The sequence below is a fragment of the Staphylococcus sp. HMSC62B09 genome, from assembly GCF_001839115.1.
Taxonomy (GTDB): Bacteria; Bacillota; Bacilli; order Staphylococcales; family Staphylococcaceae; genus Staphylococcus; species Staphylococcus haemolyticus.
Window position 1 is genome coordinate 1 of the sequence record NZ_KV840141.1, and the last position, 24,423, is coordinate 24,423.

The 24,423-nt window shown below is 33.6% G+C and carries 24 protein-coding genes and 3 pseudogenes; 8 read left to right on the top strand and 19 right to left on the bottom strand.

What is annotated here, in order from left to right; all coding sequences use genetic code 11:
- Positions 1–92: 92 nt before the first annotated feature.
- The 5 genes from HMPREF3265_RS06220 to pta form a co-directional block, all read right to left on the bottom strand.
- The gene (locus tag HMPREF3265_RS06220) at positions 93–1,169 is read right to left on the bottom strand and encodes a phosphomevalonate kinase (protein ID WP_037571202.1); all 1,077 of its coding nucleotides are present in this window, start codon (positions 1,167–1,169) and stop codon (positions 93–95) included.
- Between the two features lie 12 nt (positions 1,170–1,181).
- Positions 1,182–2,165 carry a diphosphomevalonate decarboxylase gene (gene mvaD, locus HMPREF3265_RS06225; protein ID WP_037571200.1) on the bottom strand — a complete coding sequence of 328 codons (984 nt, stop codon included), beginning with the start codon at positions 2,163–2,165 and terminating at the stop codon, positions 1,182–1,184.
- A 4-nt stretch (positions 2,166–2,169) separates the two neighbouring features.
- Positions 2,170–3,093 carry a mevalonate kinase gene (gene mvk / locus HMPREF3265_RS06230; RefSeq protein ID WP_037571198.1) on the bottom strand — a complete coding sequence of 308 codons (924 nt, stop codon included), beginning with the start codon at positions 3,091–3,093 and terminating at the stop codon, positions 2,170–2,172.
- A 751-nt stretch (positions 3,094–3,844) separates the two neighbouring features.
- Positions 3,845–4,687 carry a lipoate--protein ligase family protein gene (locus tag HMPREF3265_RS06235; RefSeq protein WP_070861166.1) on the bottom strand — a complete coding sequence of 281 codons (843 nt, stop codon included), beginning with the start codon at positions 4,685–4,687 and terminating at the stop codon, positions 3,845–3,847.
- Positions 4,687–5,676, bottom strand: a complete 990-nt coding sequence (gene pta / locus HMPREF3265_RS06240; protein WP_070861167.1) for a phosphate acetyltransferase — start codon at positions 5,674–5,676, stop codon at positions 4,687–4,689. The genes HMPREF3265_RS06235 and pta overlap by 1 nt, the downstream gene beginning before the upstream one ends.
- A gap of 173 nt (positions 5,677–5,849) precedes the next feature.
- Here pta and hemQ point away from each other — a divergent pair, with 173 nt between their 5' ends.
- The 3 genes from hemQ to HMPREF3265_RS06255 all read left to right on the top strand — a co-directional run bounded on the left by hemQ (position 5,850) and on the right by HMPREF3265_RS06255 (position 8,580).
- On the top strand, positions 5,850–6,599 hold the full coding sequence (gene hemQ / locus HMPREF3265_RS06245) for a hydrogen peroxide-dependent heme synthase (protein WP_011276660.1): 750 nt from the start codon (positions 5,850–5,852) through the stop codon (positions 6,597–6,599).
- Positions 6,600–7,347: 748 nt separating this feature from the next.
- Positions 7,348–8,115, top strand: a complete 768-nt coding sequence (locus HMPREF3265_RS06250; protein ID WP_053028189.1) for a threonine/serine exporter family protein — start codon at positions 7,348–7,350, stop codon at positions 8,113–8,115.
- A 12-nt stretch (positions 8,116–8,127) separates the two neighbouring features.
- Positions 8,128–8,580 carry a threonine/serine exporter family protein gene (locus HMPREF3265_RS06255; RefSeq protein ID WP_011276662.1) on the top strand — a complete coding sequence of 151 codons (453 nt, stop codon included), beginning with the start codon at positions 8,128–8,130 and terminating at the stop codon, positions 8,578–8,580.
- Between the two features lie 70 nt (positions 8,581–8,650).
- Here the strand turns inward: HMPREF3265_RS06255 and HMPREF3265_RS06260 are convergent, their stop codons facing one another.
- From HMPREF3265_RS06260 to HMPREF3265_RS06275, 4 genes are all read right to left on the bottom strand, one after another.
- A complete protein-coding gene (locus HMPREF3265_RS06260) occupies positions 8,651–10,129 on the bottom strand; it encodes an APC family permease (RefSeq protein WP_070861168.1) in 1,479 nt (492 codons plus the stop codon).
- Positions 10,130–10,255: 126 nt separating this feature from the next.
- A complete protein-coding gene (locus tag HMPREF3265_RS06265) occupies positions 10,256–10,624 on the bottom strand; it encodes a DUF423 domain-containing protein (RefSeq protein WP_161632370.1) in 369 nt (122 codons plus the stop codon).
- Positions 10,625–10,651: 27 nt separating this feature from the next.
- A complete protein-coding gene (locus HMPREF3265_RS06270; protein ID WP_070861169.1) occupies positions 10,652–11,035 on the bottom strand; it encodes a DUF5327 family protein in 384 nt (127 codons plus the stop codon).
- Positions 11,036–11,695, bottom strand: coding sequence for a uracil-DNA glycosylase (locus HMPREF3265_RS06275; RefSeq protein ID WP_070861170.1), 660 nt, complete (start codon positions 11,693–11,695; stop codon positions 11,036–11,038). It abuts the gene before it with no gap.
- Positions 11,696–11,834: 139 nt separating this feature from the next.
- Between HMPREF3265_RS06275 and thiD the strand changes: the two genes are divergently transcribed.
- Both thiD and vraX read left to right on the top strand, forming a co-directional pair.
- Positions 11,835–12,665: a bifunctional hydroxymethylpyrimidine kinase/phosphomethylpyrimidine kinase gene (gene thiD, locus HMPREF3265_RS06280; RefSeq protein WP_070861171.1), complete on the top strand. Its 831-nt coding sequence runs from the start codon at positions 11,835–11,837 to the stop codon at positions 12,663–12,665.
- A 250-nt stretch (positions 12,666–12,915) separates the two neighbouring features.
- Positions 12,916–13,086 (top strand): C1q-binding complement inhibitor VraX, encoded by a 171-nt coding sequence (gene vraX / locus HMPREF3265_RS12575; protein WP_046309718.1) that lies wholly within the window; start codon positions 12,916–12,918, stop codon positions 13,084–13,086.
- Between the two features lie 362 nt (positions 13,087–13,448).
- Here vraX and HMPREF3265_RS06285 read toward each other — a convergent pair.
- The 7 genes and pseudogenes from HMPREF3265_RS06285 to hxlA form a co-directional block, all read right to left on the bottom strand.
- Positions 13,449–14,831: pseudogene (locus HMPREF3265_RS06285) on the bottom strand (MFS transporter).
- Positions 14,832–15,018: 187 nt separating this feature from the next.
- Positions 15,019–15,279 carry a hypothetical protein gene (locus HMPREF3265_RS06290; protein WP_070861172.1) on the bottom strand — a complete coding sequence of 87 codons (261 nt, stop codon included), beginning with the start codon at positions 15,277–15,279 and terminating at the stop codon, positions 15,019–15,021.
- On the bottom strand, positions 15,269–15,649 hold the full coding sequence (locus HMPREF3265_RS06295; protein WP_070861173.1) for a hypothetical protein: 381 nt from the start codon (positions 15,647–15,649) through the stop codon (positions 15,269–15,271). The genes HMPREF3265_RS06290 and HMPREF3265_RS06295 overlap by 11 nt, the downstream gene beginning before the upstream one ends.
- On the bottom strand, positions 15,618–16,763 hold the full coding sequence (locus tag HMPREF3265_RS06300; protein WP_070861174.1) for a thiolase family protein: 1,146 nt from the start codon (positions 16,761–16,763) through the stop codon (positions 15,618–15,620). Before HMPREF3265_RS06300 ends, HMPREF3265_RS06295 begins: the two co-directional genes overlap by 32 nt.
- Positions 16,760–18,145, bottom strand: coding sequence for a long-chain fatty acid--CoA ligase (locus HMPREF3265_RS06305; RefSeq protein WP_070861175.1), 1,386 nt, complete (start codon positions 18,143–18,145; stop codon positions 16,760–16,762). The genes HMPREF3265_RS06300 and HMPREF3265_RS06305 overlap by 4 nt, the downstream gene beginning before the upstream one ends.
- Before the next feature lie 182 nt (positions 18,146–18,327).
- Complete coding sequence (gene hxlB, locus HMPREF3265_RS06310; protein WP_053025353.1) at positions 18,328–18,876, bottom strand: 6-phospho-3-hexuloisomerase; 549 nt, start codon at positions 18,874–18,876, stop codon at positions 18,328–18,330.
- 2 nt (positions 18,877–18,878) lie between these two features.
- On the bottom strand, positions 18,879–19,511 hold the full coding sequence (gene hxlA, locus HMPREF3265_RS06315) for a 3-hexulose-6-phosphate synthase (protein ID WP_037552403.1): 633 nt from the start codon (positions 19,509–19,511) through the stop codon (positions 18,879–18,881).
- Positions 19,512–19,780: 269 nt separating this feature from the next.
- On the opposite strand from hxlA, the gene HMPREF3265_RS06320 reads away from it, so the two are divergent.
- The 3 genes from HMPREF3265_RS06320 to folE2 are packed head-to-tail and all read left to right on the top strand — an operon-like array spanning position 19,781 to position 21,714.
- Positions 19,781–20,143, top strand: a complete 363-nt coding sequence (locus HMPREF3265_RS06320; RefSeq protein ID WP_161772886.1) for a YojF family protein — start codon at positions 19,781–19,783, stop codon at positions 20,141–20,143.
- Positions 20,144–20,156: 13 nt separating this feature from the next.
- Complete coding sequence (gene bshB2 / locus HMPREF3265_RS06325) at positions 20,157–20,822, top strand: bacillithiol biosynthesis deacetylase BshB2 (RefSeq protein ID WP_053017978.1); 666 nt, start codon at positions 20,157–20,159, stop codon at positions 20,820–20,822.
- A 13-nt stretch (positions 20,823–20,835) separates the two neighbouring features.
- Positions 20,836–21,714 (top strand): GTP cyclohydrolase FolE2, encoded by an 879-nt coding sequence (folE2, locus tag HMPREF3265_RS06330; RefSeq protein ID WP_053022523.1) that lies wholly within the window; start codon positions 20,836–20,838, stop codon positions 21,712–21,714.
- Between the two features lie 81 nt (positions 21,715–21,795).
- On the opposite strand, the pseudogene HMPREF3265_RS12200 reads toward folE2, so the two are convergent.
- From HMPREF3265_RS12200 to HMPREF3265_RS06340, 3 genes and pseudogenes are all read right to left on the bottom strand, one after another.
- Positions 21,796–22,005 (bottom strand): annotated as a pseudogene (locus tag HMPREF3265_RS12200) (MFS transporter); the annotation flags it as partial.
- A gap of 47 nt (positions 22,006–22,052) precedes the next feature.
- Positions 22,053–24,113 carry a UDP-N-acetylmuramoyl-tripeptide--D-alanyl-D-alanine ligase gene (murF, locus tag HMPREF3265_RS06335; RefSeq protein ID WP_070861176.1) on the bottom strand — a complete coding sequence of 687 codons (2,061 nt, stop codon included), beginning with the start codon at positions 24,111–24,113 and terminating at the stop codon, positions 22,053–22,055.
- A 9-nt stretch (positions 24,114–24,122) separates the two neighbouring features.
- Positions 24,123–24,423 (bottom strand): annotated as a pseudogene (locus HMPREF3265_RS06340) (poly(glycerol-phosphate) alpha-glucosyltransferase); the annotation flags it as partial.

A 24,423-nucleotide genomic window follows, 5' to 3' on the forward strand; every position in this document is an offset into this window, starting at 1 on the left:
CTCATCAGTCCGATTTGACGTAGAGCCCAAAAAAGAGCAAGACACTGATTCAACATTTGAATTTAGTCCTACTCATTTATTAGTTTATACTATTATTGTCCATGATAAATTTTAAATTTCAACGGTTTAATACCATGTGATGACCATTCATTATAAATACGATTTTTATCAATGCGATTATCAATAATGGCGATACCGCAATCGCCACCGCCAGCACCTGATGTTTTGGCAGCAGCACCATAACGTTCTCCAATATCACATAACATTTTTAAATTTTCAGTTTCAATGTCGACTGTCGCTTCATTATCCATTTGTTGAATAATCATACGATTTTGTCGAATCATTTTCTGAACACCTTTAATATTATTTGTTTTAAACGCATAGATAAGATTTTCAACACATGTATGAGATTGATCAAGGAATCTTCCATAAAAAGAAGGATCTGATTTTAAGCGTTTCACTTCACTGACTAAATGAGGTGATGAAGCAGGCGAACCTGTCCAACCGATTAAGACTTCCATATTTTCTGGGGCCTGTAAAGGTTCAATATGAAGACCCGGCCAATTTTTTTCTAATACTTCATTAACTGATGTTTCTTCCATCTGTTGTTTGACCCAATCGTGATCGAAAGTACTATAAGCTAGCCAGCCACTATATACACTTACAGCTATATCACCACATGAGCTTAAACTTTGTAATCGCATATTAGAAATGACTGCAAGTTTATAAATATATAGGTTAGATAATTGCATATCGTAAAACTCATTTAATGCTTTGACGACTGACACTAAAACTGCCGCACTAGAACCAAGCCCATATTTATTACCTGAAGCATCATCTAAATTACTATCGATTTCTAAATGAAAATGCTTCAATTTGACGTTGCAACTTCTCACATATTGTTCGAAAACTTCAATTGCAGTTACAACATACTTTAATTGACTAGCAGCATTAGCATCGGAGATATCAATTTTATCTTCATTGCGATTAAACGTTACAGGTTCATAATGTAATGTCTTGGAATGAATCGTACCTGTTACTGCATTAGAAGCTTCAATTGAAGCTGTAACAAATCGATCGACCGCAATTAAGACAGACTTATATCCTGGCTCAGTCACTGCATATTCACCTGCTACATAAAGCTTTCCTGGTGCTTTCACCTGAATCATTATATCTCTTCCTTACTTAATTATTTCGACTCCTGATTGGGTAATGTCACTTGTGATGATTTGTGATTGATCAAATTCTTGTAAGAATTTATTTACTATAGCTTGTTGATTTTTCTTTTCAATCAATACTTTAACGTTAGGTCCCGCGTCCATTGTAAAGTAGCAAGGTAACTCCGCTTCTCTACATTCATGAACGATACGCATAGCATTATAACTTTCTGGTACTAAATATGTAAATGGAGGTTGTGCTCCCAAATTAGTTGCATGCATGCGTAAACCATTAGCTTCAATAACTTCACCCATACGCTTGAAATCTTTTTGAGCAATGGCTTCTTTAGTCTCTTTCAAATCTGGTTCAACGTTATCTAACCAATATTGATAAAAACGTGACGTATCACGTGTAAGTGACATACCTGAACGACTGGATACCTTTTTAGATTTGTTATTGATAACAACAAAAACCATAGCAAGTTCATTTTCCCAGCCATCCGCTTCAACACGGTGTGCAAACGAAGATTCATCGTCATGTCCCTTTTCCCATTCAGCAAATCCACCATAAATACTACGAGATGCTGAACCAGACCCACGACGCGCTAAACGTGAAAGATCTTTATCAGACAAACCTAATTGTAGAGCTTCATTACACGCACCAGCTAATGCAGCATATGCACTTGCTGACGAAGCTAATCCTGCAGCTGTTGGAACAAAATTCTCACTTTCAATAAGCGCATGTTCTGAAATCCCAGCTTCTTTACGAATCATTTCCATATAACGTTGAATCTTAGCGCTTTCCTTAGCGTTTACAGCTTCCCCGTTAAGAATCAACTGATCTTCTGTTAATGTTTCATCAAATGTTACACGCGTTTCAGTGTAAAAACGGTCTAGTGTAACTGACAAACTGTTATTCATTGGTATGATTAATGCCTCATCGGCTTTACCCCAATATTTAATCAGTGCAATATTCGTATGTGCGCGTGCTTTACCACTCTTTTTCAATGGTTTATCCTCCTAACTTCTCAATCCATGTATGTTGTGCACCATCTTTTTCAACTGCAGCGACAATATTCTTAGCTGTTTGCAATTCTTTAGCTAAGATAAGCATACTACCACCACGGCCACCACCTGTTAGTTTGCCAGCAACTGAGCCATTCTCTTCTCCTAAGCGAAGAAACATTTCTATTTTGTCATGACTCACAGTCAATGTTCTCAAGTCATCTTGACATTGATTAAAGATTGTAGCTAATTGATCAAAACTATGATGCTCAATCGCTTCACTTGCTGAATACACTAAAGAACCAATATGTTCAACAACTTGCATATAATTCTTATCATTATCACACAATTGATGCACATCTTCGACTGCTTGTTTAGTAGAACCTTTAACACCTGTATCGATAACCACCATATAACCATCTAAATCTAAGGTCTTTAATATTTCAACTTCGCCCTTTTGATACCAAACAGGTTGATTCGTAACGATAGTCTTAGTATCTATACCGCTTGGTTTACCGTGAGCTATACGTTCTGCCCAGTCTGCATTTTCTAATAATTCTTTATCAGTTAGTGGTAAACCTAAATAATCATAGCTTGCTCTTATGAAAGCGACAGCAACGGCTGCACTTGATCCTAAGCCTCTAGATGGTGGTAAATTTGCTTGAATTTTAATTAATAATGGCTCTTCTACCTTTTTATTCTCTACGAAATGTCCAATTAAAGATTTCAAATGTTCTGGCGCATCATAAAGTGGTCCATCATAGACATCACTTTGTATCGCTGAGTAATTACCTTTTTCTAAACTTTCAATTAAGACTTTTACTTTTCCTGAAGTAAACGGAATCGCAATTGCAGGTTCACCAAATGTTACCGCATGCTCCCCGATTAATATTATTTTGCCGTTAGACTCCCCATAGCCACGTTGTACCATGATATCTCACCTTTAATATTCTTTCTGAAAAATTATTTTCGAGGTCAGTGTATATACTTATCATGCATATATCCTAAATCTTCCAACTCTATAAATGCCTATGTCAATTTCTATTTAAATTACTGACCTTTTATCGTAGTGTGTACGCAAATTAACTTTATAATTGCATGTCATAGTCTATCCACATTTTTTGCAACCTTTTTCGACTTGAATAAAAGATAGACTCAGTTAATTTAACTTTAAAACTCAAAAATATTTATACCCTAAAATTAAAATCCCTAACATACTGCCATGTTAGTCTTTTAATTAAGATGGCCTTAGTTCTTGATTAATTTCCACCATCAATATATTAAAATGATACACAATCTACATCGTTTTGATATTAATCCACCTAAACTATATTACTATAAAAAGTAATAGGAATATAGCAATTTATAATAAATTTGATATATAATTCCACCAAAATTTACATTATTTCAAATGAAAAGGGAGTAGAACAGAAATAATATTTTCTCAGAATTTATTTCGTTGTATCCCCAGCTTGCTTAGCTTGTAGAATTTCTTTAGGAAATTCTCTTTGCTGGCGCCCCGCCTACCAGGCAAGGATGACTAGGTTTGAAAAAACGCTTGACTCAAGCGCATTTTCAAACCAGTCAGCTACTGACAACATGATAAAGTAGGCTGAGACATTTTATTTTGTCCCAGCCTCTTTAACTGTATCAAATTTTCATTTTTAAAAGTTGTTTCACGCTTAATTAGATTCTATTGAACGATTCATCTTCTCATTACGATCTATCATCTTGTCGAAGTAACCTTCATAACGTGTCCATTCATCTTCAGTGATTGAATCCATATTCAGATTGCCACCTAAATCTTTAATAGCGTGTAATAATTGGAACATCACATCTTGGACTTTAATATCTCGCCCAAATAACGTTTCCAGTGATGCCATACATTCCGGTTGTATATCCGGATATTTAAATTTGGTTACTTCACCTTTAAGTGCATGTTCATAGAAGACACGCATCATTTCCGCGCGTTCTGAACCTGATCCTTCAACACAAAGGTATATTTGCACTGCAATGCCACCACGTACACGACGCTGTGAAATGCCGGCAAACTTTTTACCATCAATGCTTAAATCAAATTTTCCTGGGCAATATGAGTGCTCAATCTCTCGTGTATCAATCTCTACATCTTCATTTTCAAACATTTTGCAAATCAATAAATACATTACTGTAAATGCTTCATCAATTGTCGTTTCCGTTTGACCTTTGAAAATAAGTGAGATATTTAATACTCCTTGATCTAACACGACACCGAGCCCCCCCGAATTCCTCACAATTGCGTTATAACCTATTTCATCAGTTAAATATTGAATACCATCTTTAAGAAATGGTAAACGCGAATCATGAATACCGAGAATAACGGTATGTTGGTGAATCCATGTTCTGACCACATTGCATGATAAATCTTTACCTACGCTTTCTGAAAACGTATCGTCAAAAGCAAATGATTGCATTGGCGCTAAACCGGACGAATGATCTACATAGCGCCAATCGATATCATTAAAGTATTTACTCGCTAAGTCCATTATTGTAATGTTTGAGCAGCTGTAATGATTGATAATTTATAAACGTCTTCAGTTGAGCAACCGCGTGATAAGTCGTTAACAGGTGAGTTTAAACCTTGTAATACAGGACCAACTGCGTCAAAACCACCTAAACGTTGAGCAATTTTGTATCCAATATTACCTGCTTCTAAACTTGGGAATACAAAGACATTTGCATTACCTTGGATTTTAGCGCCTGGCGCTTTTTTTTCAGCTACTGAAGGTACAATAGCAGCATCAAATTGGAATTCACCATCAATTACAACGTCTGTTAAGCCTTCAGATTCTACTTTTTCTTGAGCTAATTTAACTGCATTTGCTACTTTGTCAACATCGTCAGATTTAGCTGAACCTTTAGTTGAGAAGCTTAACATAGCAACACGTGGGTCCATGCTGAAGCTTTTAGCTGATTTCGCACTTTCAACTGCGATTTCTGCTAAATCAGATGATTCTAATGTTGGGTTAATTGCACAGTCACCGAATACATATTGTTGATCATCTTTAATCATAAAGAAGATACCAGAAGTTTTAGATACGCCTGGTTTCGTTTTAATGATTTGTAATGCAGGGCGAACAGTGTCTCCAGTTGAATGTGCTGCACCACTTACTAACCCGTCAGCATGACCAGCGTAAACTAACATCGTACCAAAATAGTTAACGTTATTTAATAATTCATCAGCTTGTTCTTCAGTTGCTTTACCTTTACGGCGTTCAACGAATGATTTAACTAATTCTGGTTTTAATTCGCTTGTAGATGGATTAATGATTTCGATGTCTGAAACATCTAATCCTTTATCTTTAGCTAATAAGTTAATTTTGTCATAGTCACCTAAAACTACAGGTGTTACATAGTCAGTTGCTTGTAATTGTGTAGCAGCTGTTAACACACGCTCATCTTCACCCTCAGGTAATACGATTTTGACATTTTTTCCTGAAAGTTTTTCTTGTAATACATCTAATAAACTAGACATAATGCCCTCCTAAATAATTTCATAATAATATTTTGCACTCTAATTATACTGTATTTATAGTGATATTTCCATTTCACTAATTTGTAATCATTTAAGTATGTTTACTAATTCTCTTTATGATAAAATTTAATCTGTATTAAATAATAATAATCAATTTTAAAGGAGCGATCCACATGAGTGAAGCAGCTGAAACTTTAGATGGTTGGTACAGTCTTCATTTATTTTATGCTGTAGATTGGGCAACATTTAGACTAGTGCCTGAGGATGAACGTGAAGCTATGATCAATGAATTCAAGACATTCATTAACGATAAAGCTAGTGCTAGAGAACAACAAGCTGGCGACTATGCGCTATATAATATTACAGGTCAAAAAGCTGACATTCTATTATGGTACTTACGTCCAGAAATGAAAGAACTTAATGAAATTGAAAATGAACTCAATAAACTTCGTATTGCTGATTTCTTTATTCAAACATACTCATACGTATCAGTGATTGAATTAGGTAATTACTTAGCAGGTAAGTCTGATGAAGATCCATATCAAAACCCACATGTTAGAGCGAGACTATATCCTGAATTACCTAGAACAGAGTATATTTGTTTCTATCCAATGGATAAACGTCGTAATGAGACTTATAACTGGTATATGTTACCAATGGAAGAACGTAAGAAATTAATGTATAACCATGGTATGATTGGTCGACAATATGCAGGTAAGATCAAACAATTCATCACAGGGTCAGTTGGTTTTGATGACTTTGAATGGGGCGTAACTTTATTCTCTGATGATGTACTACAATTCAAGAAAATTGTATACGAAATGCGTTTTGATGAGACAACTGCTAGATATGGAGAATTTGGTGGTTTCTATATTGGTCACATCTTAAAAACAGATGATTTCGAACACTTTTTTGCTATCTAAACTTTCTATTATATAAATCTATTTTGTGATATTCATAACTTGTTCCCTTCTAAGCTTGCTTGAACATGGCTTTGAAGGGAACTTTTTATTTATAGAAATAAATTGATAATGGAACTCTAATGTGTCTCTAACAAAGATGACGTGCCAAACTTTATAAATGCCCACAATATCTTATTTTGACAATAGTTTAATAAACGAATATTTAGGGAATACCTATCAATCTCCACATTTAAATAGGTTTTAAAACAACGATAACCTGAGGCACTTACTATGCCTCAGGCTATTATAGTGTAGTATGTGTTTTGGGAGAACTTAATTACTACTCTGAACATTAACAACTATGAAAATATTGTCGCTACCCAATATTATTCATAAATTGCTAACTAATTATTATTTAACCAAATTGTAATATTTTGAAACATTATAGAATGAGTTTGTATATATTTTTTATTTTAAATGTATTGCAACATTATACTATAACGATTAATGTACACTCTTTTTAATTTTTAACATTTAATTGTTATAGTTTCTTCATTTTAAAGCGCGGATTTTCTAGGCATTTGTTATACACAAACATACTTAATGTGTGAGATTCTTTTTATAAGAGTGAATCAGAGCTTAGAAACTTTTAATATAAGCGTGCTTACTTCAATTAGCTACTTTAATTTTGTATCATAAACCTAAAAGACTTTTATATCTTAGACTTATTGACTATAATTATGAGTACATCTTAACGAATGGTGATGAAATGGATAATACACAAATACACGAAAATGCAGATGAAAAATTAATTAAAGACGTTGTCATGATGGCTGGACGCATATTATTGGAGTCCGGTGCTGAAGGTACACGTGTTGAAGATACAATGACACGTATTGCACGTAAATTAGGCTATCCTGAGAGTAATAGCTTTGTTACCAATACTGTTATTCAATTTACATTACATAATGAATCTTATCCTCGAATTTTTAGAATTAATTCACGTGACACGAATCTCATTAAAATTTCTCAAACAAATGAAATCTCTCGCTTAATCACAAAAGGTGCAATTACACTAGAAGAAGCTAAATTAAAACTTGAGAATATATATGTTGCTAAACGTGATAGTAGTTTACTATTCAAGGGAATTGCTGCTGCCATTATTACTATTAGTTTCCTATATTTACAGGATGGTAAACTTGTCGATGTTATCACTGCATTGTTAGCGGGTGGCTTAGGTTATCTTGTAGTTGAAATACTAGATAGACGTTTACACGCGCAATTTATTCCAGAATTTTTAGGGTCACTCGTTATTGGAATTATATCAGTACTTGGTCATTATTTATTACCCACAGGTGATCTTGCAACAATTATTATTGCCTCTGTAATGCCTATTGTTCCTGGAGTACTTATAACAAATGCCATTCAAGATTTATTTGGTGGACACATGCTTATGTTTACAACGAAGTCCTTAGAAGCACTCGTCACTGCTTTTGGTATTGGCGCTGGCGTTGGCTCAGTTTTAATCTTAGTTTAGGAGTGGGAATGAATGTTTTGGATATTAAACTTAATTTTTAGTTATACCGCTTCACTTTTTTTCTGTGTGATCTTCGATGCGCCTAGGAAACTCTATCTCTCTTGCGGATTTGTAGGAGCATGTGGTTGGATGGTTTACATTCTTTTTTATCAAGGTTTAAACACACATACGATCTACTCAAGTTTCTTCGGAAGTTTAGCGTTAGGTTTAATTAGTCACTATATGGCTCGTACAAAGAGAGAACCGGCAATTATCTTCATGGTACCTGGAATTATTCCTCTTGTACCTGGTGGTCTAGCGTTCGATGCTACTAAGAATTTAGTACTATTAGACTTTAGTAAAGCGATTAATACAATGCTTGAAGTAACACTCATTGCTGGCGCCATTGCGCTCGGCTTATTATTTGCAGACCAAATTTCTAAAATTATATTATCTGGTTTTGCAAGAACACGAAAAAGAATATAACATCATTTATACTATTCTTGATATTAGAAAAGCGCATGGCTCCCTAGAGCCCGCGCTTTTTAAAGTTAAATTATTTATAAGTATCATCTACCATATCTTCAACTTCTTTTTCAGAACGATTTAAAATTAATCGACTTAATTCATCATTATCCATTCGCTTCAATTTAGGATAACGGATAACGAAGAAAATCAGTCCAATTACTAACCATCCACCTAAGGCAATATATGACGGCATTGAAAGCGATGCTGGTAATCCAGGCACTAACAATAACAGAAGGAAAATAAATGATACAATCGAACCAAAAATGGCAAATGTCTTATAAACAGGTCCGTACGTATTACTTTCTTTATTAAAACTGAACAACTTAGCTGCAGATAAACATGTAATAAAATAAGCAATTGATACGCCAGTTGACGACATATCAACAATCCATGTTAATGCAGTACGACCTAACCAAGGTGCAATTAATGTAACAGCTACTAAAAAGATAATCGCTACATATGGTGTCTTATATTTAGAATGCAATTTACTAAAAGCTGTTGGCATAATGCCTGAACGCCCCATTGAGAATAACAATCGACTTGCACTCATTAAAAATCCATTTAAACCTGTAAATATACCCATGATAATCGCTATAGCTAATATACCTAAACCAATATAACCAAATGCTGACTGTGTTTCAGCACCTGTTACCCATAAGTTACCATTTAAACTTGCATTATTAGTACTTAACCAACCTGTGTATAAAATCATTACGACATACGTCAGTGACGCTGCCAACAAACTATACACTATCAATTTAAATGTATTATTAGGTGAAAAGTTAAATTCTTCTGCAGTTTGAGGAATGTTGTCAAAGCCAACATACGCCCAAGGCGCTACTGACACAATCATAATTATAGATGTGAACCAACCTGATTTAGGATTAGCTAATGGTTGTAAATTCTCAAATGCAAAATTATTTCCAAAGAACGAACCGAAAAACATAAGCAACACAACAATAACCATAGCTACGCAAAAGTAATATTGCAATGAACCTGATACACTTGCACCACGGATTGCTACTAGCATAAAGACAAGCAGTAACACAGTGGCAATAATGATTTCAGTTATGTAAACCTCCCATCCTGCAATCGTGTATAACTTCCCATTATTCAACAAATCTGGAAGTAGGAATTTTACTAATAAACTAAATGCCGTTGCATTAAGTGCAACAACACATACATAACCAAATGTTAAAAACCATGATGAGAAGAAACTAACGTATCTACCAAAACTTAAGTAACTAAATGCAAAGGCGCCACCTGAAACTGGAAATTTTTCTACCAAGGCCCCATAACTTACTGCAATGAGTATCATTAATAATGCACCAATTACGATACCTATAGAAGCAGCAATTGGACCAGATTGCTTAATCCAATCTCCAGGTAAAATAAAAGCACCCCAACCTATACATGAGCCATAAGCAATAGCCCAAACAAACTTTTCAGAGAGGTTCTGTTTCAAATCGCCTCTATCTATATCCTGATTTTGATTATTTTCACTCATAAAATAAACTCACCTCAAGTATGCTATATACCCAAAAGGTGAGTTGTTTAATCTATACCATTGACACAATATAAGTGCTTTACAATTTTAAATAAAACTAATAAATTTGATAAATTATGTTAAATTTTATCCTACAAATTTAAATGTAGAGATAATAAGCATTAACCAACCCGCGATGAATAATACACCACCAATTGGTGTAATCGCTCCTAAGATACGGATTTGTGTTAAAGCTAATATATATAACGAACCACTAAAAAACACCACACCTAGGAAGAGGAGCCAACCTGCCCAATTCACATTAATAGATGTTGTACCACTAATAACACCAATAATGATTAATCCTAATCCATGGTACATTTGATAATTCACTGCTTTTTCCCATACTGACATATATTTGTCCGATAATTTACCTTCAAGACCATGTGCACCAAATGCCCCAGTACCAACTGACATCATTGTACATAGCGCACCTAGTATTATAAATAATTTCATCATATACATTCATTCTCCTCATTCAGTTTAAAAATCAAATATTGATTCTCCATTACCAATTTCATCATCCGTTACCATTGTATTAGATGGCAAACTATTATTCTGTGACGATTTCATTGAATCTGGAACTTTTCCACCCATCGCCTCAATTTCTGCAGCAGTCACTTTGGATTTACCTTTTAACGATGATATGTTTGAACTTTGATTTACTTTTGATAATGACGTAGTCATAGTATTTGTAAAATCCTGACCTTGTGATTTTGATGACATTGTCTTACTTACGTCATTAGCATATATCGATGTTAATGTATGAATCGCATACATATGTTTTTCGAATTGTTGCTCGTTAGTAGCTTCATCAGCTTGCACTAACTCATGTTCAATTAATTGAATCACTTGCGCTCTATTCATTTAATCCTCCCCATTCTCGCACCAACTGATAGGTGATTTACCTTTAGATACTAAATAATCATTAGTTTTTGAATATGGTTTAGAACCAAAGAACCCACGATAAGCCGATAACGGACTTGGATGTGGCGATTTAATAATATAGTGTTTTGATGTATCAATTAATTTAATTTTCTGTTGTGCAGGCTTACCCCATAATATGAATACAACATCATCACGATGTTTCGAAATAGTTTGGATCACTTCATCTGTAAATGTTTCCCATCCAATATCCTTATGCGAGTGTGCTTGTCCTTGTCGAACCGTCAGAACAGTATTTAATAACAAGACACCTTCACGAGCCCAATCTTGTAAATGTGGTGATGTCCGATGACACCCGATATCATCTTCCAATTCTTGATACATATTTCTCAAAGAAGGTGGGAATTTAGCATTAGGTTGCACAGAAAACGCTAACCCATGAGCTTGATTCGGTCCATGATAAGGGTCTTGACCTAATATAACCACTTTCACATCTTCAAAAGGTGTTAAATCAAAGGCTTGATAAATATTGTCTCTATCTGGATAAATGGTTTGTGTTGTATATTCTTTTTCTAAAAAATCGTGCATCTTTTTGAAATCGTGTCGTTCCGTAATATCATGAAATATTTCTGACCATTCCATCATTTTCACCTCAAGCCATATTTTAACATAATGCTAACCTAATCAGTTATTGATTTTATCCATTACTTCAAGCTAGCACGTAGTCTGATAAACGTGATATTATAAGACATAGATTAGAAATTGTCGGGAGTGAATTTACATGGCTTTAAAAAAAGTATTAACAATTGCAGGTTCAGATACAAGTGCGGGAGCTGGTATGCAAGCTGACCTTAAAACATTCCAAGAATTAGACACATACGGCATGGTCGCTTTAACAGCTGTTGTAACAATGGATAAGGAAACTTGGTCTCATGATGTGACACCACTTCCTATGGATTTATTTGAAAAGCAACTTGAAACAGCGATTTCAATTGGTCCAGATGCTGTTAAAACTGGCATGCTAGGTACTCAAGAAATCATTAAACGTGCTGGAGAAGCATTTGAAGAGTCAGGCGCACAATATTTCGTAGTAGATCCTGTTATGGTATGTAAGGGTGAAGATGAAGTACTTAACCCAGGAAATACTGATGCAATGATTGAATATTTATTACCAAAAACAACTGTTGTGACACCTAACTTATTTGAAGCAGGCCAACTTTCTGGTTTAGGTAAATTAACTTCAATCGAAAACATGAAGAAAGCAGCAGACATCATCTTTAATCAAGGCGCTCAAAACGTCATTATTAAAGGTGGTAAAGCGTTAGATCAAGATAAATCTTACGACTTATACTATGACGGCAATACGTTCTACCAATTAACAACAGATATGTTCCAACAAAGCTATAACCACGGTGCTGGTTGTACATTTGCAGCTGCTACAACAGCATACTTAGCTAATGGTAAATCACCTAAAGAAGCTGTTATTAGTGCCAAAGCATTTGTTGCTTCAGCAATTAAAAATGGCTGGAAAATGAACGACTTCGTAGGTCCAGTAGATCATGGTGCCTATAATCGTGTTGAACACATCGATGTAGACGTAACAGAAGTTTAATAGTAAACACTTAATTTTTATAAACTCAAACTAACCTCCTTAATAAAGTCTTTATTAAGACCATTCATTGAGGAGCTATTTTATTTAAGTCATTCACATTAATTTAGGCTTATTATAAATTCTAGGTATTAAGTCGTAGAAAGTGATAGGCTATACGTTGTATTCAAAGTTGGTACCTTGGACTCATGTTTTTATTTTAAAATTACTTTACTATATTAAGTGTAGAGAGACAAAGGAGGAATTACACATCATGATTATCTACAAGCAAAATATAGAGAATGGTATCCCAATGTACGAAATCATTACGAAAACCTTCAAGACAATTACGGTAAAATTTGATGAAACGTTTAACAAGAATGAAATCTATAAATTGCTCTCTCTACTAGAAAATGACCTTGATAACATGAAACTAAGTTATTAAGTCATTTGTACAACACGAAGTACAGTAAAAGTGTTTTCCAAATTGAGAATTCAAACAGATGAATTATTCCCAAAATTGATTTTAAAGTTCTTATGCCCCCTAATACTATAAGTAACTTTATAAGTCATTAATCATTCCTAAACTCACCTTATTTAAATAGCGTCGATGTTAGACGAGGATTGTCCCCCTCGTATGCTTAGAGAGTAACTTTAAGCTTTGCTAACATTGACGCTATATTTTTACGTCGCTAATTATTTATAGTACTTCTATTTAAAGTTAAATAAAATAAAAAACGCATTGATGCGAACGTGCATCAATGCGTTTAATTGATAATTATTATGCGTTTTTATTTTTTCTTAACTTTAAATCCACCATAATGCTTTTTTAGGATTTGATTCATAAAATTCTAAATCCTTTTTATTGTCAACATTAGGATAAGAACCTTTAAGTGATTTGCCTGCTGTACTTACATGCAGTACCGCAATCACAATAAAGCCGATAATACTAATAGCAGTTAAATAATACGCTGGTGCGTAAATGTTACCAGTTGATTCAACTAACCATGAGTTAACTAACGGTGTTGTACCACCAAATAGTGAAACTGAAATATTAAATGTAACTGCTACTGTACGATATCTAATATGTGTAAAGAACATTGTTGGTAATGAACCAGGCATTGTTGCTTCGTAGGTTGATAAGAAGAAACCTAAAATAAACACACCAAGTATAATCAATGGTAATGATTTTGTATTGAGTAAACTAAATGCCACAATACTTAATAGTGTAAGACCACCAGTACCAATCAAGAACACTTTCTTCTCACCAATTTTATCCGCTAATTTACCAAAGAATAATGCTAACGGAATCATTACTGCCATAACACATGTAATTAACATACTTGTAGTTGTTTCATCAATTTTAACAATTTGTCCTAAGTATGTTGGTAAATAAGCAGTAACTGTATAGTTAGTTACATTGAAGAATACAACTGCTACGAAACATACTAAGATATCTTTAAAGTAATAACAAATAATTGTAAAGAATCCTATGTTATCACGTGCTGGTGTTTCTACATCATTTTCATAGATTGGAGATTCTTCAAGTTTACGACGTAAATAAAGTCCAAATAAACCAAGGAATAAACCTAATATAAATGGAATTCTCCAACCCCACGCTTCCATTTGTGCATCACTTAAGAAGAAACTTAATAATGCGATCATAATTGAAGCTGCGATATAACCCGATAAAGTTCCAATTTCAAGACCACTACCTAAACTATTACGCTTCTTATCTGGTGAAATTTCAGCAATATATGTCATTGCTCCAGCATATTCATCACCAGTAGAAAATCCTTGTAATATTCTAGCGAGCAGTAAGAGCGCTGGTGCCCATAATCCTATCATATCGTAGTTTGGTAAAACACCTATCGTTAATGTTGATAGAGCCATTAAAATAATAGTCGTCGTCAATACAACTTTACGACCATACTTATCACCAATGATTACAAACACTATCCCACCTATTGGTCGTAATAGGAAGGCAATTGCTAATGCTGCAAATGTAAATATTTGTTAAATTTGTGGGTTTTGTACTGGCGAAAAGAAATTCTCTCCGATATATGCCGTAGTGTACGCATAGACACCAAAGTCGAACCATTCCATTGCGTTACCAATACCCGTGGCAAATACAGTTTTCTTCGCTGTTTGCCCATCGACCATGTTAATTCTATCTTTTTTAAAATCCATGACCTGTAACACTCCTTCTATTTATGTTACATAATTATACAGACCTAATAAATGTTGTCAAATTACTAAAAATTATATAAATTTCAAAAATACAATATTATTCATTTTACAGAATTTAACAACTTTCTTTTGTACACGCTTACATAATTTTTAATAAAAACAAAACTAGTTATAATTGAAAATTTTATCAATTTCTAATTATAACTAGTTTTACCCCATTAACTTTATTCGAAACAATAATCCGTTCGTTTTCAACCACTTCAAAATCTATTGTTTCATTGATATCAGTGGTTTGAACATACTTAATTTTATAGCTATCCCATTGATCATCCATCATAGAAAATACCTTTTCAACGATTAATTGTCCTGGAACGATATACTCATGAATAGGATTTTCGTCATTCACAATTGCTAAATACTGTTCTACTATTTCCCTATTAAAAACCATATATTCCATCCTCTGAAATAAACGTTTGTTCGATAATCATACATGTTTTATTATTTTTATTAATTTCCAATTTAAAAATAAAACGGTCAAATTGCTTTACTTTTTCAGATTTTTTATGCGTTAAATATGCACAATATTGTATGTCGCTTTCTAAATTTTCAAACAATTCAACATTTGTACGAACTAGTCGTATGGCTTCACCTTTAAAGATTTGAAACATTTCAAATTTAGGCCATAGCTTGGCGCACATCAATGGTGGTACTTTGCCATCATATTCCTTACCTATTACACTACAATAAATTCGGACGTCCTCGGAATGAAACACAACCTCCTTTGCTTCATTGGCACCACTTTTCAAAGAGTACCGCATTTCCCATACCTCCTCCTATACCCATCGTAGCAATTCCATATTGCCAATTAGGTAAGTTTAATAATCTAGCAACTAATGCCGCGCCACTTGCACTATATGGGTGTCCAGTGGCAATCGCACCTCCCCATTGATTTACCTTATCCATATTTAAATGCAACTCATTTATAGATGCCAGCACTTGAGAACTAAATGCTTCGTTCAGTTCAATGGCTGATATATCTTCAATATTTAATTTCTGCCTTTTCAATAATTGAGAAACTGCGGGTACTGGACCTATCCCTAATAAGGTTGGATCCACACCTGTTGTAACAGCATCTCTATACAACATTCCACATTTAATGCCCATTGCCACAGCCATTTCCTTTTCCATAATTAAAGCTAAACCTGCACCATCATTCTTCATACAACTATTTCCAACTGTCACTGTACCATTGGGTATTAGCGGACGTAGTCTTTGTAAACGCGCCTCAGTCAGATTTGGCTTTAAACTCTCATCCCTATCAAACAACGCTCCTTTAATTGTTATAGGAACAATCTCACGGTTAATACCACCATTATTAAAATGCGTTGCCACTAACCGATGACTACGTGCTGCAAATGAATCTTGATCTTCACGAGAAATATTATAATATTGTGCGACATTCTCAGCTGCTTCTATCATGCTTGGATCTTGACCATCAGGTGCAAACGAAGCTCGCTCATAAAATTGTGGTAACTGCATTTCATAGACAGATTGAGGACGCTTAATCTTCCATGGTGCTCGACTTGTACTCTCTACGCCACCAGCAATAAACACCTTCCCAGCTCCACACTGCACCATTCGACACGCATATATGATACTTTCTAAACCTGAACCACATTGACGGTCCACTGTTACTCCAGGAATTCGATGATTTAACCCGGCTTCTAGTAACGACTTTCTCGCAACATTACCACCATTCCCTACAACATTACCTAATACAACATCATCCACTTGATCCATTACTTCAGGAAATGTTTGTTTCAAGTTTTGAAAAAGTGGTAACAACAGCGCTTCAGGTTCTAAATGTCTTAACGCACCACCATATTTACCAAACGGTGTTCTTTTAGCCCATATTACAACTGCTTCTTTCATACTTTAAACGCTCCCTCTAAATATAATGTTTGAACAGTGTTACGTGCTACTTTGCCACTATTGGTAAATGGCAAATCTTTTACCCTTACAAGCTTTGAAGGAATTTCATATCTTGATAACATTTGTCGTAAATACCGTCTCAATGTCTTATAATCAAGTTCTTGATTTCCTACATAAATTAATACTGCAATTTCTCCAAATCGTCTATGTGGCTCACCAACGACAACCGCTTCTTCAATTCCATCTAATGATTTCACTTGCTGTTCTATTACATTAGGATATATATTTTTACCCCCAATAATAAGTCGGTCACTTTTACGACTTACTAAATAAAGTTGATTATTTTGTATGTATGCATAATCTCCGGTTTCAATCCAGCTGTGAGGTTGCACCACTTCAACATCGACATACCCTGAATAAATCATATTACTTTGAACCTTCAATAAACCTATTTTCCGATCATCTTGCGCTTCAAGTTTAATTGAAACATTAGGAAATACTTGACCAACAGAGTTAGTTGGTGATGTCTGATTAAAGTTATACGTAATAAAACTTGCTTCAGATGTTCCAAAAAATTCAATTATATTTGCGTTTTTAAATTGTTGGGACACGGTTTTAAACAATGATTCTGACAGTTTCGCACCACTACAAAATATAGATTTAATGTGTGTGATAGTCGTATCTACATTCAGTAATTGATGCAACATGGTTGGTACAAGAAAAAGTGCGATATTAGAATGTTGTTCATTTAATATGGAAATGAATCGTTTTGCATCAAATTGTCGTTGTCCAATGAAAGTTCTACCTGAATATAATGCGAAAATACATGTATATAACGATAACGAATGTGCGAGTGGACCTGGTGCAGCGAGAGCTTTTTCATAGTTATATATAAGTTTTTCATTTTCAACATAAGATGCAATCCATGAATGTTCGTTACGATAATAAGCTTTAGGTAAGCCAGTAGTGCCAGATGTATATCCAATATGTAACAAGTCATCCACTTTTAATTGCTCACTTATATATTTATCATATGTACCAAATGATGTTGTACGTTTAAACTTTCCGACAGCAGTCGTTATATATTCAATATGATAATTTTCTATAAGTTTATCAATAGTGTCGCGTGACCATTTGTTATCTAAAAAACATGGAACTCCATCCATCATTAAAATAACAAAATAATTTGTGATATTTACTATTGGAGAGTCACTTAATAGTGCCACCCTACTTCCAAGCTTAAATTTTGGTGAATTCAAAGTGCAATCACATATTTTTTGGTATAAACTCTCATAATTTACAATTTCATCATCGATTTGCAGTGCTATGGATTGAGGCTGAACCTTAGCGTAATATTCAAGTCGCTTTATGATTTCTAGCATGATATGACCTCTTCCGTACTTAAATGTTAACTTCACTTTATATTATGTTAACATTATTTTTAATATAACTCACTTGCTATTACATTAAGAATTTTCCATAAAAGCGATATGTCATTTATTAATCTATTAAAAAATCCAATCGATGCCTTTTAAGGGAATCGATTGGATTAAATAAATACTATTTATTCTAAATTTGCATGATTATTTTGCATTTCTTCTTCACTTATATCAAATGTTTCCATTAAGCCCAGAACCACGCTATCTAAGAACAATAATGATGATTGTTCAAATAAGCTTCCTAATGGTTGTTCAGACCCTTCAACATTGTGTTTTGTGCCAGCTGGTAACTCAATTACTGTTTCAGCTAACTCACCAATTGGAGAATCAGGGCTGGTTGTTAATAATACAACTTTAGCACCTAATGATTGTGCTTTTTCAGCTAATAAGCGTAAATGTTCAGTTGAACCCGAACCAGATAAAATAACAAATAAATCGTGTTCTTTAATAGAAGGTGTGGTTGATTCACCTACTACAAATGCTTCTTTACCAAGTTGATTAAGTCGCATAGCAAAACTATTTGCCATAAATCCTGAACGGCCCTTACCTGCAGTGAAGATTCTTTGCGCACCATTTACATCATTTGCAAAGCGGTCATATTGTTCATCTTGAACATGAGATAACGTATGATCTAATTCTTCAAGAATTAATTTGTAATTAGTAAATTGAGACATAATTACTTACCTTCAATCGCGTCACGACATTGTTTAGCAGCTTCGACTGGATCATCAGCATTAGCAATACCGCCACCAACGATAACTAAGTCAGGTTGTTCTGCAACAATATCTTTAATTGTATCTGGTTTAATACCACCAGCTACAGCAACTTTAGAATTCTTAATGACAGATTTTACAGTACGTAAACTGTCTAATGGAGATTGACCTTCTGCTTGTAAGTCATAACCAGTGTGTACCGCAATATAGTCAGCACCCATTTCATCTAATTCTTTCGCACGTTTTTCTAAATCTTGTACCGCAATCATATCAACTAATAATTGTTTATCATGTTTATGTGCTTCTTCAACTGCCGCTTTAATTGAAGCGTCTTCAGCCACACCTAAGATTGTTACAACATCTGCACCAAATTTGATTGCTTGGCTTACTTCATAGTCTGCTGCATCCATAATTTTAAGGTCAGCTAATACTTTAGCGTTGTTGATATTTTCATCTAAATGCTGAACTGCTGGTAAACCTTCGTTGATTACGATTGGCGTACCAATTTCTACGATATCTACATATTCCTCAACTTTTTTAGCTAATTCTGCTGCTTCCTCTTTGTTTAATAAATCGATTGCTAATTGTAATTCCAATGCAAACATCCTTTCATTACTAAAGTGATATATCTTCAGTTCTTATTTTATCTTTCACATTCATTAGTCTACCCGTCTTATAAATTTTTAAACGATACTCCTAAACCTAACAATTTACTCACTTATCATATACAATACTTACAGTAAATCAACTCTTTAAAGGTATAATTACCACTTTTTCTGAATAAATTGAGCAGAGATGTACAATTAGTCTCTTCTTTTTAGTAAAATAAATAGATAAACATATTGTATGGTTGCAAGGAGTGAAAGTGTTGGAACTCATTAACGCTGAAGAAGTACAACAATTATTAACATCATTCGAAAATAAACCTGTATACCTACACGTTGAAACGACTAATGGTGCATATGCAAATCATTTCGATCAACGTGTCTTTAATGCGGGTACATTTTTAAGAAATATACAAGTCACATATGAACATGCACAACTTAAAGGTGGAGAAAAAGACCCTTATAGAGTAGGTTTAAAACTTCGTGACGGAGGTTGGGTCTATGTTCAAGGACTAACGCATTACGAAATCAATAACAACAACGAATTTTTAATTGCAGGATTTAACTATGAAGGTCAATTGGCTGCCACAATCGAGATTAGTGAAAAGCCATTTACAGTATAGAGGAGGTTTATTCATGAAAGATGAAAGACACGTGTTAATGATATTCCCCCACCCTGATGATGAAACCTTCTCATCAGCTGGAACGATTGCAAGTTATATTGATAACGGCATTCCTGTCACTTATGCATGCCTAACATTAGGACAAATGGGACGTAATTTAGGTAATCCTCCTTTTGCAACTAGAGAATCATTACCTGATATACGTGAACGTGAATTAGAAGAAGCAATGAAGATTATTGGCATCACCGATTTACGTAAAATGGGATTACGTGATAAAACGGTTGAATTCGAACCTCATGAACAAATGGATGACATGGTTAAAAAGTTGATTGAAGAAACAAATCCATCAGTGATTATTTCATTCTATCCTAAATTTGCTGTCCACCCCGACCATGAAGCAACAGCAGAAGCCGTAGTAAGAACCGTAGGACGTATGCCTGAAGAAGCACGACCACGTTTACAACTTGTAGCGTTTAGTAATGATGCACCAGAAATATTAGGCGAACCAGATATATTAAATGACATTCGTGCATATCGAGATCTTAAATTGAAAGCTTTCGAAGCACATGCATCTCAAACTGGTCCATTTTTAAAACAATTAGCGAGTCCAGAAGTCGGTGGCGAAACACAAAGTTTCTTAGATGTTGAACCATATTGGACATATCATTTTGAATCTTAAGGGGAGGTAAACAATGACTGAATTTGATTTATCCACACGTGAGGGTCGTTGGAAGCACTTTGGCTCAGTTGACCCAATCGAAGGTACAAAACCAACAACTAAAAATGAAATGACTGACTTACAAAGTACACATAAAAATTTCTTATTTGAAATCGAAGAAGTCGGTATTAAAAATTTAATTTATCCCGTTAATATCGATCGTTTCCAAACGGCGGGACGATTTAGCTTTTCAACGAGCTTAAATAAAGATGAAAAAGGCATTAACATGAGCCGTATTCTAGAAAGTGTCGAAAAACATTATAACAATGGTTTAGAGTTGAATTTCGATACACTGTATCAAGTATTACGTACACTACAGACGAATATGAAACAGAACTCAGCAGGTGTTGATGTTTCGGGTAAATGGTTCTTTGATCGCTTTAGTCCAGTAACGAACATTAAAGCAGTAGGCAATGCCGATGTCACTTACGGATTAGCCATTGAACAAGACCAAATTACACGTAAAGAAATTACAATTGAAGCAACTGTAACAACACTATGCCCATGTTCTAAAGAAATCAGTGAATATTCAGCCCACAACCAACGTGGTGTAGTTACAGTTAAAGTTTATTTAGATAAAAACAACCAGGTTGTTGATGATTATAAAGATAAAATTCTAGATGCTATGGAAGCAAATGCAAGTTCAATCTTATACCCAATTTTGAAACGTCCAGATGAAAAACGTGTTACAGAACGTGCTTATGAAAACCCACGATTCGTCGAAGATTTAATTCGTCTTATCGCTGCTGACTTGGTAGAATTTGATTGGATAGATGGTTTTGACATTGAATGTCGTAACGAAGAATCTATTCACCAACATGATGCATTTGCGAAATTAAAATATAGAAAATAATCGTAGCATATAAATAACAAGGCAGTTGTCACACATTTCAAATGTGATAACTGCCTTGTTTTATATTTATAAATATTAATGTTAATGTTTAACCATTTTCTTTTCACCAGGTTTAACGAAACACATAGCTACAACACTAATTAGTGATGCAATCACGGCTGACATAAACATTGAAGAGTAGCCATAACTTGCCACTAAGTAACCTGTTAATGTTGGTGCAATAACAGTAGCTGAGTTAACGAAAAAGTGAGTAATACCGCCATATGTACCAGTCTTATTAGGTGCAGTATCTGATTTTTAGTCATCAGTCCAATTTATTATAGAGCCCTAAAAAACTACTAAAAATCGATTGTAGATTTTAAATACTCTAAATCATTATAGGAAGTGAATATTATTATTTCCTCTTTCCCTCTTATAAAGCCACTTTTGTATTTAAGACCTAATACAAAAGAATTACTGAATTTAAATAAATCATATTTATAATGTTTATATATTTCAAATAAATCTTTCACAGTATAACTTTGTCTGTCTTTACTTCTAAAACGACCAGTTAGGTTTGTAGCTACTGAAGTGGATAATTTCAGCTCTTTTATTAAATTATTTATATATTTTTTTCTATCTGCATGATTATTAAATAACTCATTAGCTAACTCATAGATTTCAGATGGATAAGGAGATTCAGTCATATTTTCTAGCAATGTGTAAGTTTTAATTTCTAAACCTTCAAAATATCCTTTTTTGGCATTATTGGTCGGCCAACTTTTCAAATTAATAATTCTATTTTCTAATTTTTCATCGATAGATTTTAAATAATAAATTAATGGTCCCATTCCTTCTATCGTTTGAGAAAGCCCACTATTATATTCTTCAACTATTTCACCAGTTTTATTATTTATTTTAATATAGCTTTTTCCTACTTCACTTAATTTTTTAAATAGATCATCAAAATCAAACTCTATGTTATTATCCCTTAAAATATTAGGTAATTTTTTAGCTATTTCTGGAAAATCTGTTCCAGTTACAGAAGATTTTAACAAAGTAAGAGAATCTTCATTACATAAATATTTCAAATCATTTATTAACAATTCTTTGTTGGGATACCAAGTTATATTCTTATTTCGCACCTTATTTACGACTTGTCTCAATTCATTATCCTTACATAAAATATAATCAGCATTACTATTTTCTAATTCTTCAACTAGTCTTAAATGAGTTTCATTAGATTTACGACCTAAATCACTAATTTTTCCTAGTGCTATTATCTTATGACCTGAATAAAATTTTGTTTGACTATTAAATGCCCTTATAGCATTTATCATCGCTGGTAAAGAGGCATTATGTGTATCATCAATTAAAGTTAGTTTATGGGTTTTCGCATGTATTTCTTTAAATGCTAAAATTTTTAAAAATGGCTTGAAATTTTTTAGTAATTCTTTTTTTACTGACAAATTTAAGCTTTTAACAGTTAAGATACTTGCTAATGTGTTAGAAACCATTCCTTCACTAATAGTATTGAGTCGATAAATTTCACTTTTATTTTCTTGGTTAGTAATTGATAATTCAATACTTCCTTTGTTGTACTTAATGTTATCAACAGTTAAATCCGCCTTTGCGTCTTTATTAATACTATAAGTTAACACATTACTTGCATTTTCATGTGCTTTATCAATTAAATAATCTGCATATAACGTGTCTTTATTAATAATTGCCATTCCAGTGGTTGAAGAAAGACCGTCAAAAATTCTAGTTTTGATCTTAGCTATATCTTTAACTGACTTAAATGTAGAAAAATGCGCTTCACCAATACCTGTAATAATTGCTATGTCTGGTTTTAAAAAAGTAGAGGTATTTTCAAGATAATTAATCGCATTCATGGATGTTTCAATAACAGCAAAGTCAGGATTTTTTATTAATTTCAGCATATTATTGTAAATAGCTGCTCTAACATTATTATTCCCTCTATTTTCAAGTACATTATAATCACCCAACAAGCTTGTAATTAACATTCTAGTAGAACTTTTACCCATTGATCCAGTTATAGCAATAACTGGGTTTGTGTATTGATTTCTTATATATATAGCTAATTGTTTAAATGCTTGAACAGAATCTTCTACAATTATTTGAGGGATTTCAAATTTTAAGTCAGAAATGTAATTTTCAGTTATAATTAGTCCAATTTCTCCATTTTCTTTATTAACCAAATCATTACCGTCTAAAGCATTTTTATTTCTACCTAATTCTCTTGACCATGTTTCTTTGTTAGGAGAAAAATAAGCAGTTTTTTTACTATTTACAAATTTATAAATTGTTTCAAAATCATTTATCTCATTTGCTTCCTTATTGTGTGCGTCCTTTAATTCTCCACCTATAATATTAAATATCTTTTTAATTGTTAACATAATAATTACCTAACCTTTAAATGCCTTTTGATATTGTACATATCCAGATAAATAATGTTCGATATCATCAATTCGAACACGATAACCGTGGTGTTTAATAAAGAAACTTCCTAGTATTCTTGATGGGTTTTTAAAATACATAGCAATTTCAGGATAAAAGAATCCAACTCTTTGATAATCTGCTCTAATATTAATTACATCTATCAAATATTGTTCGTCTATCAAATTGTTTACCAATTCATCGCGACCCGTATCTTTCGCTTTTTGAACTAATCGATATGTGGCCATTAACATTTCTAAGAATGTTGGA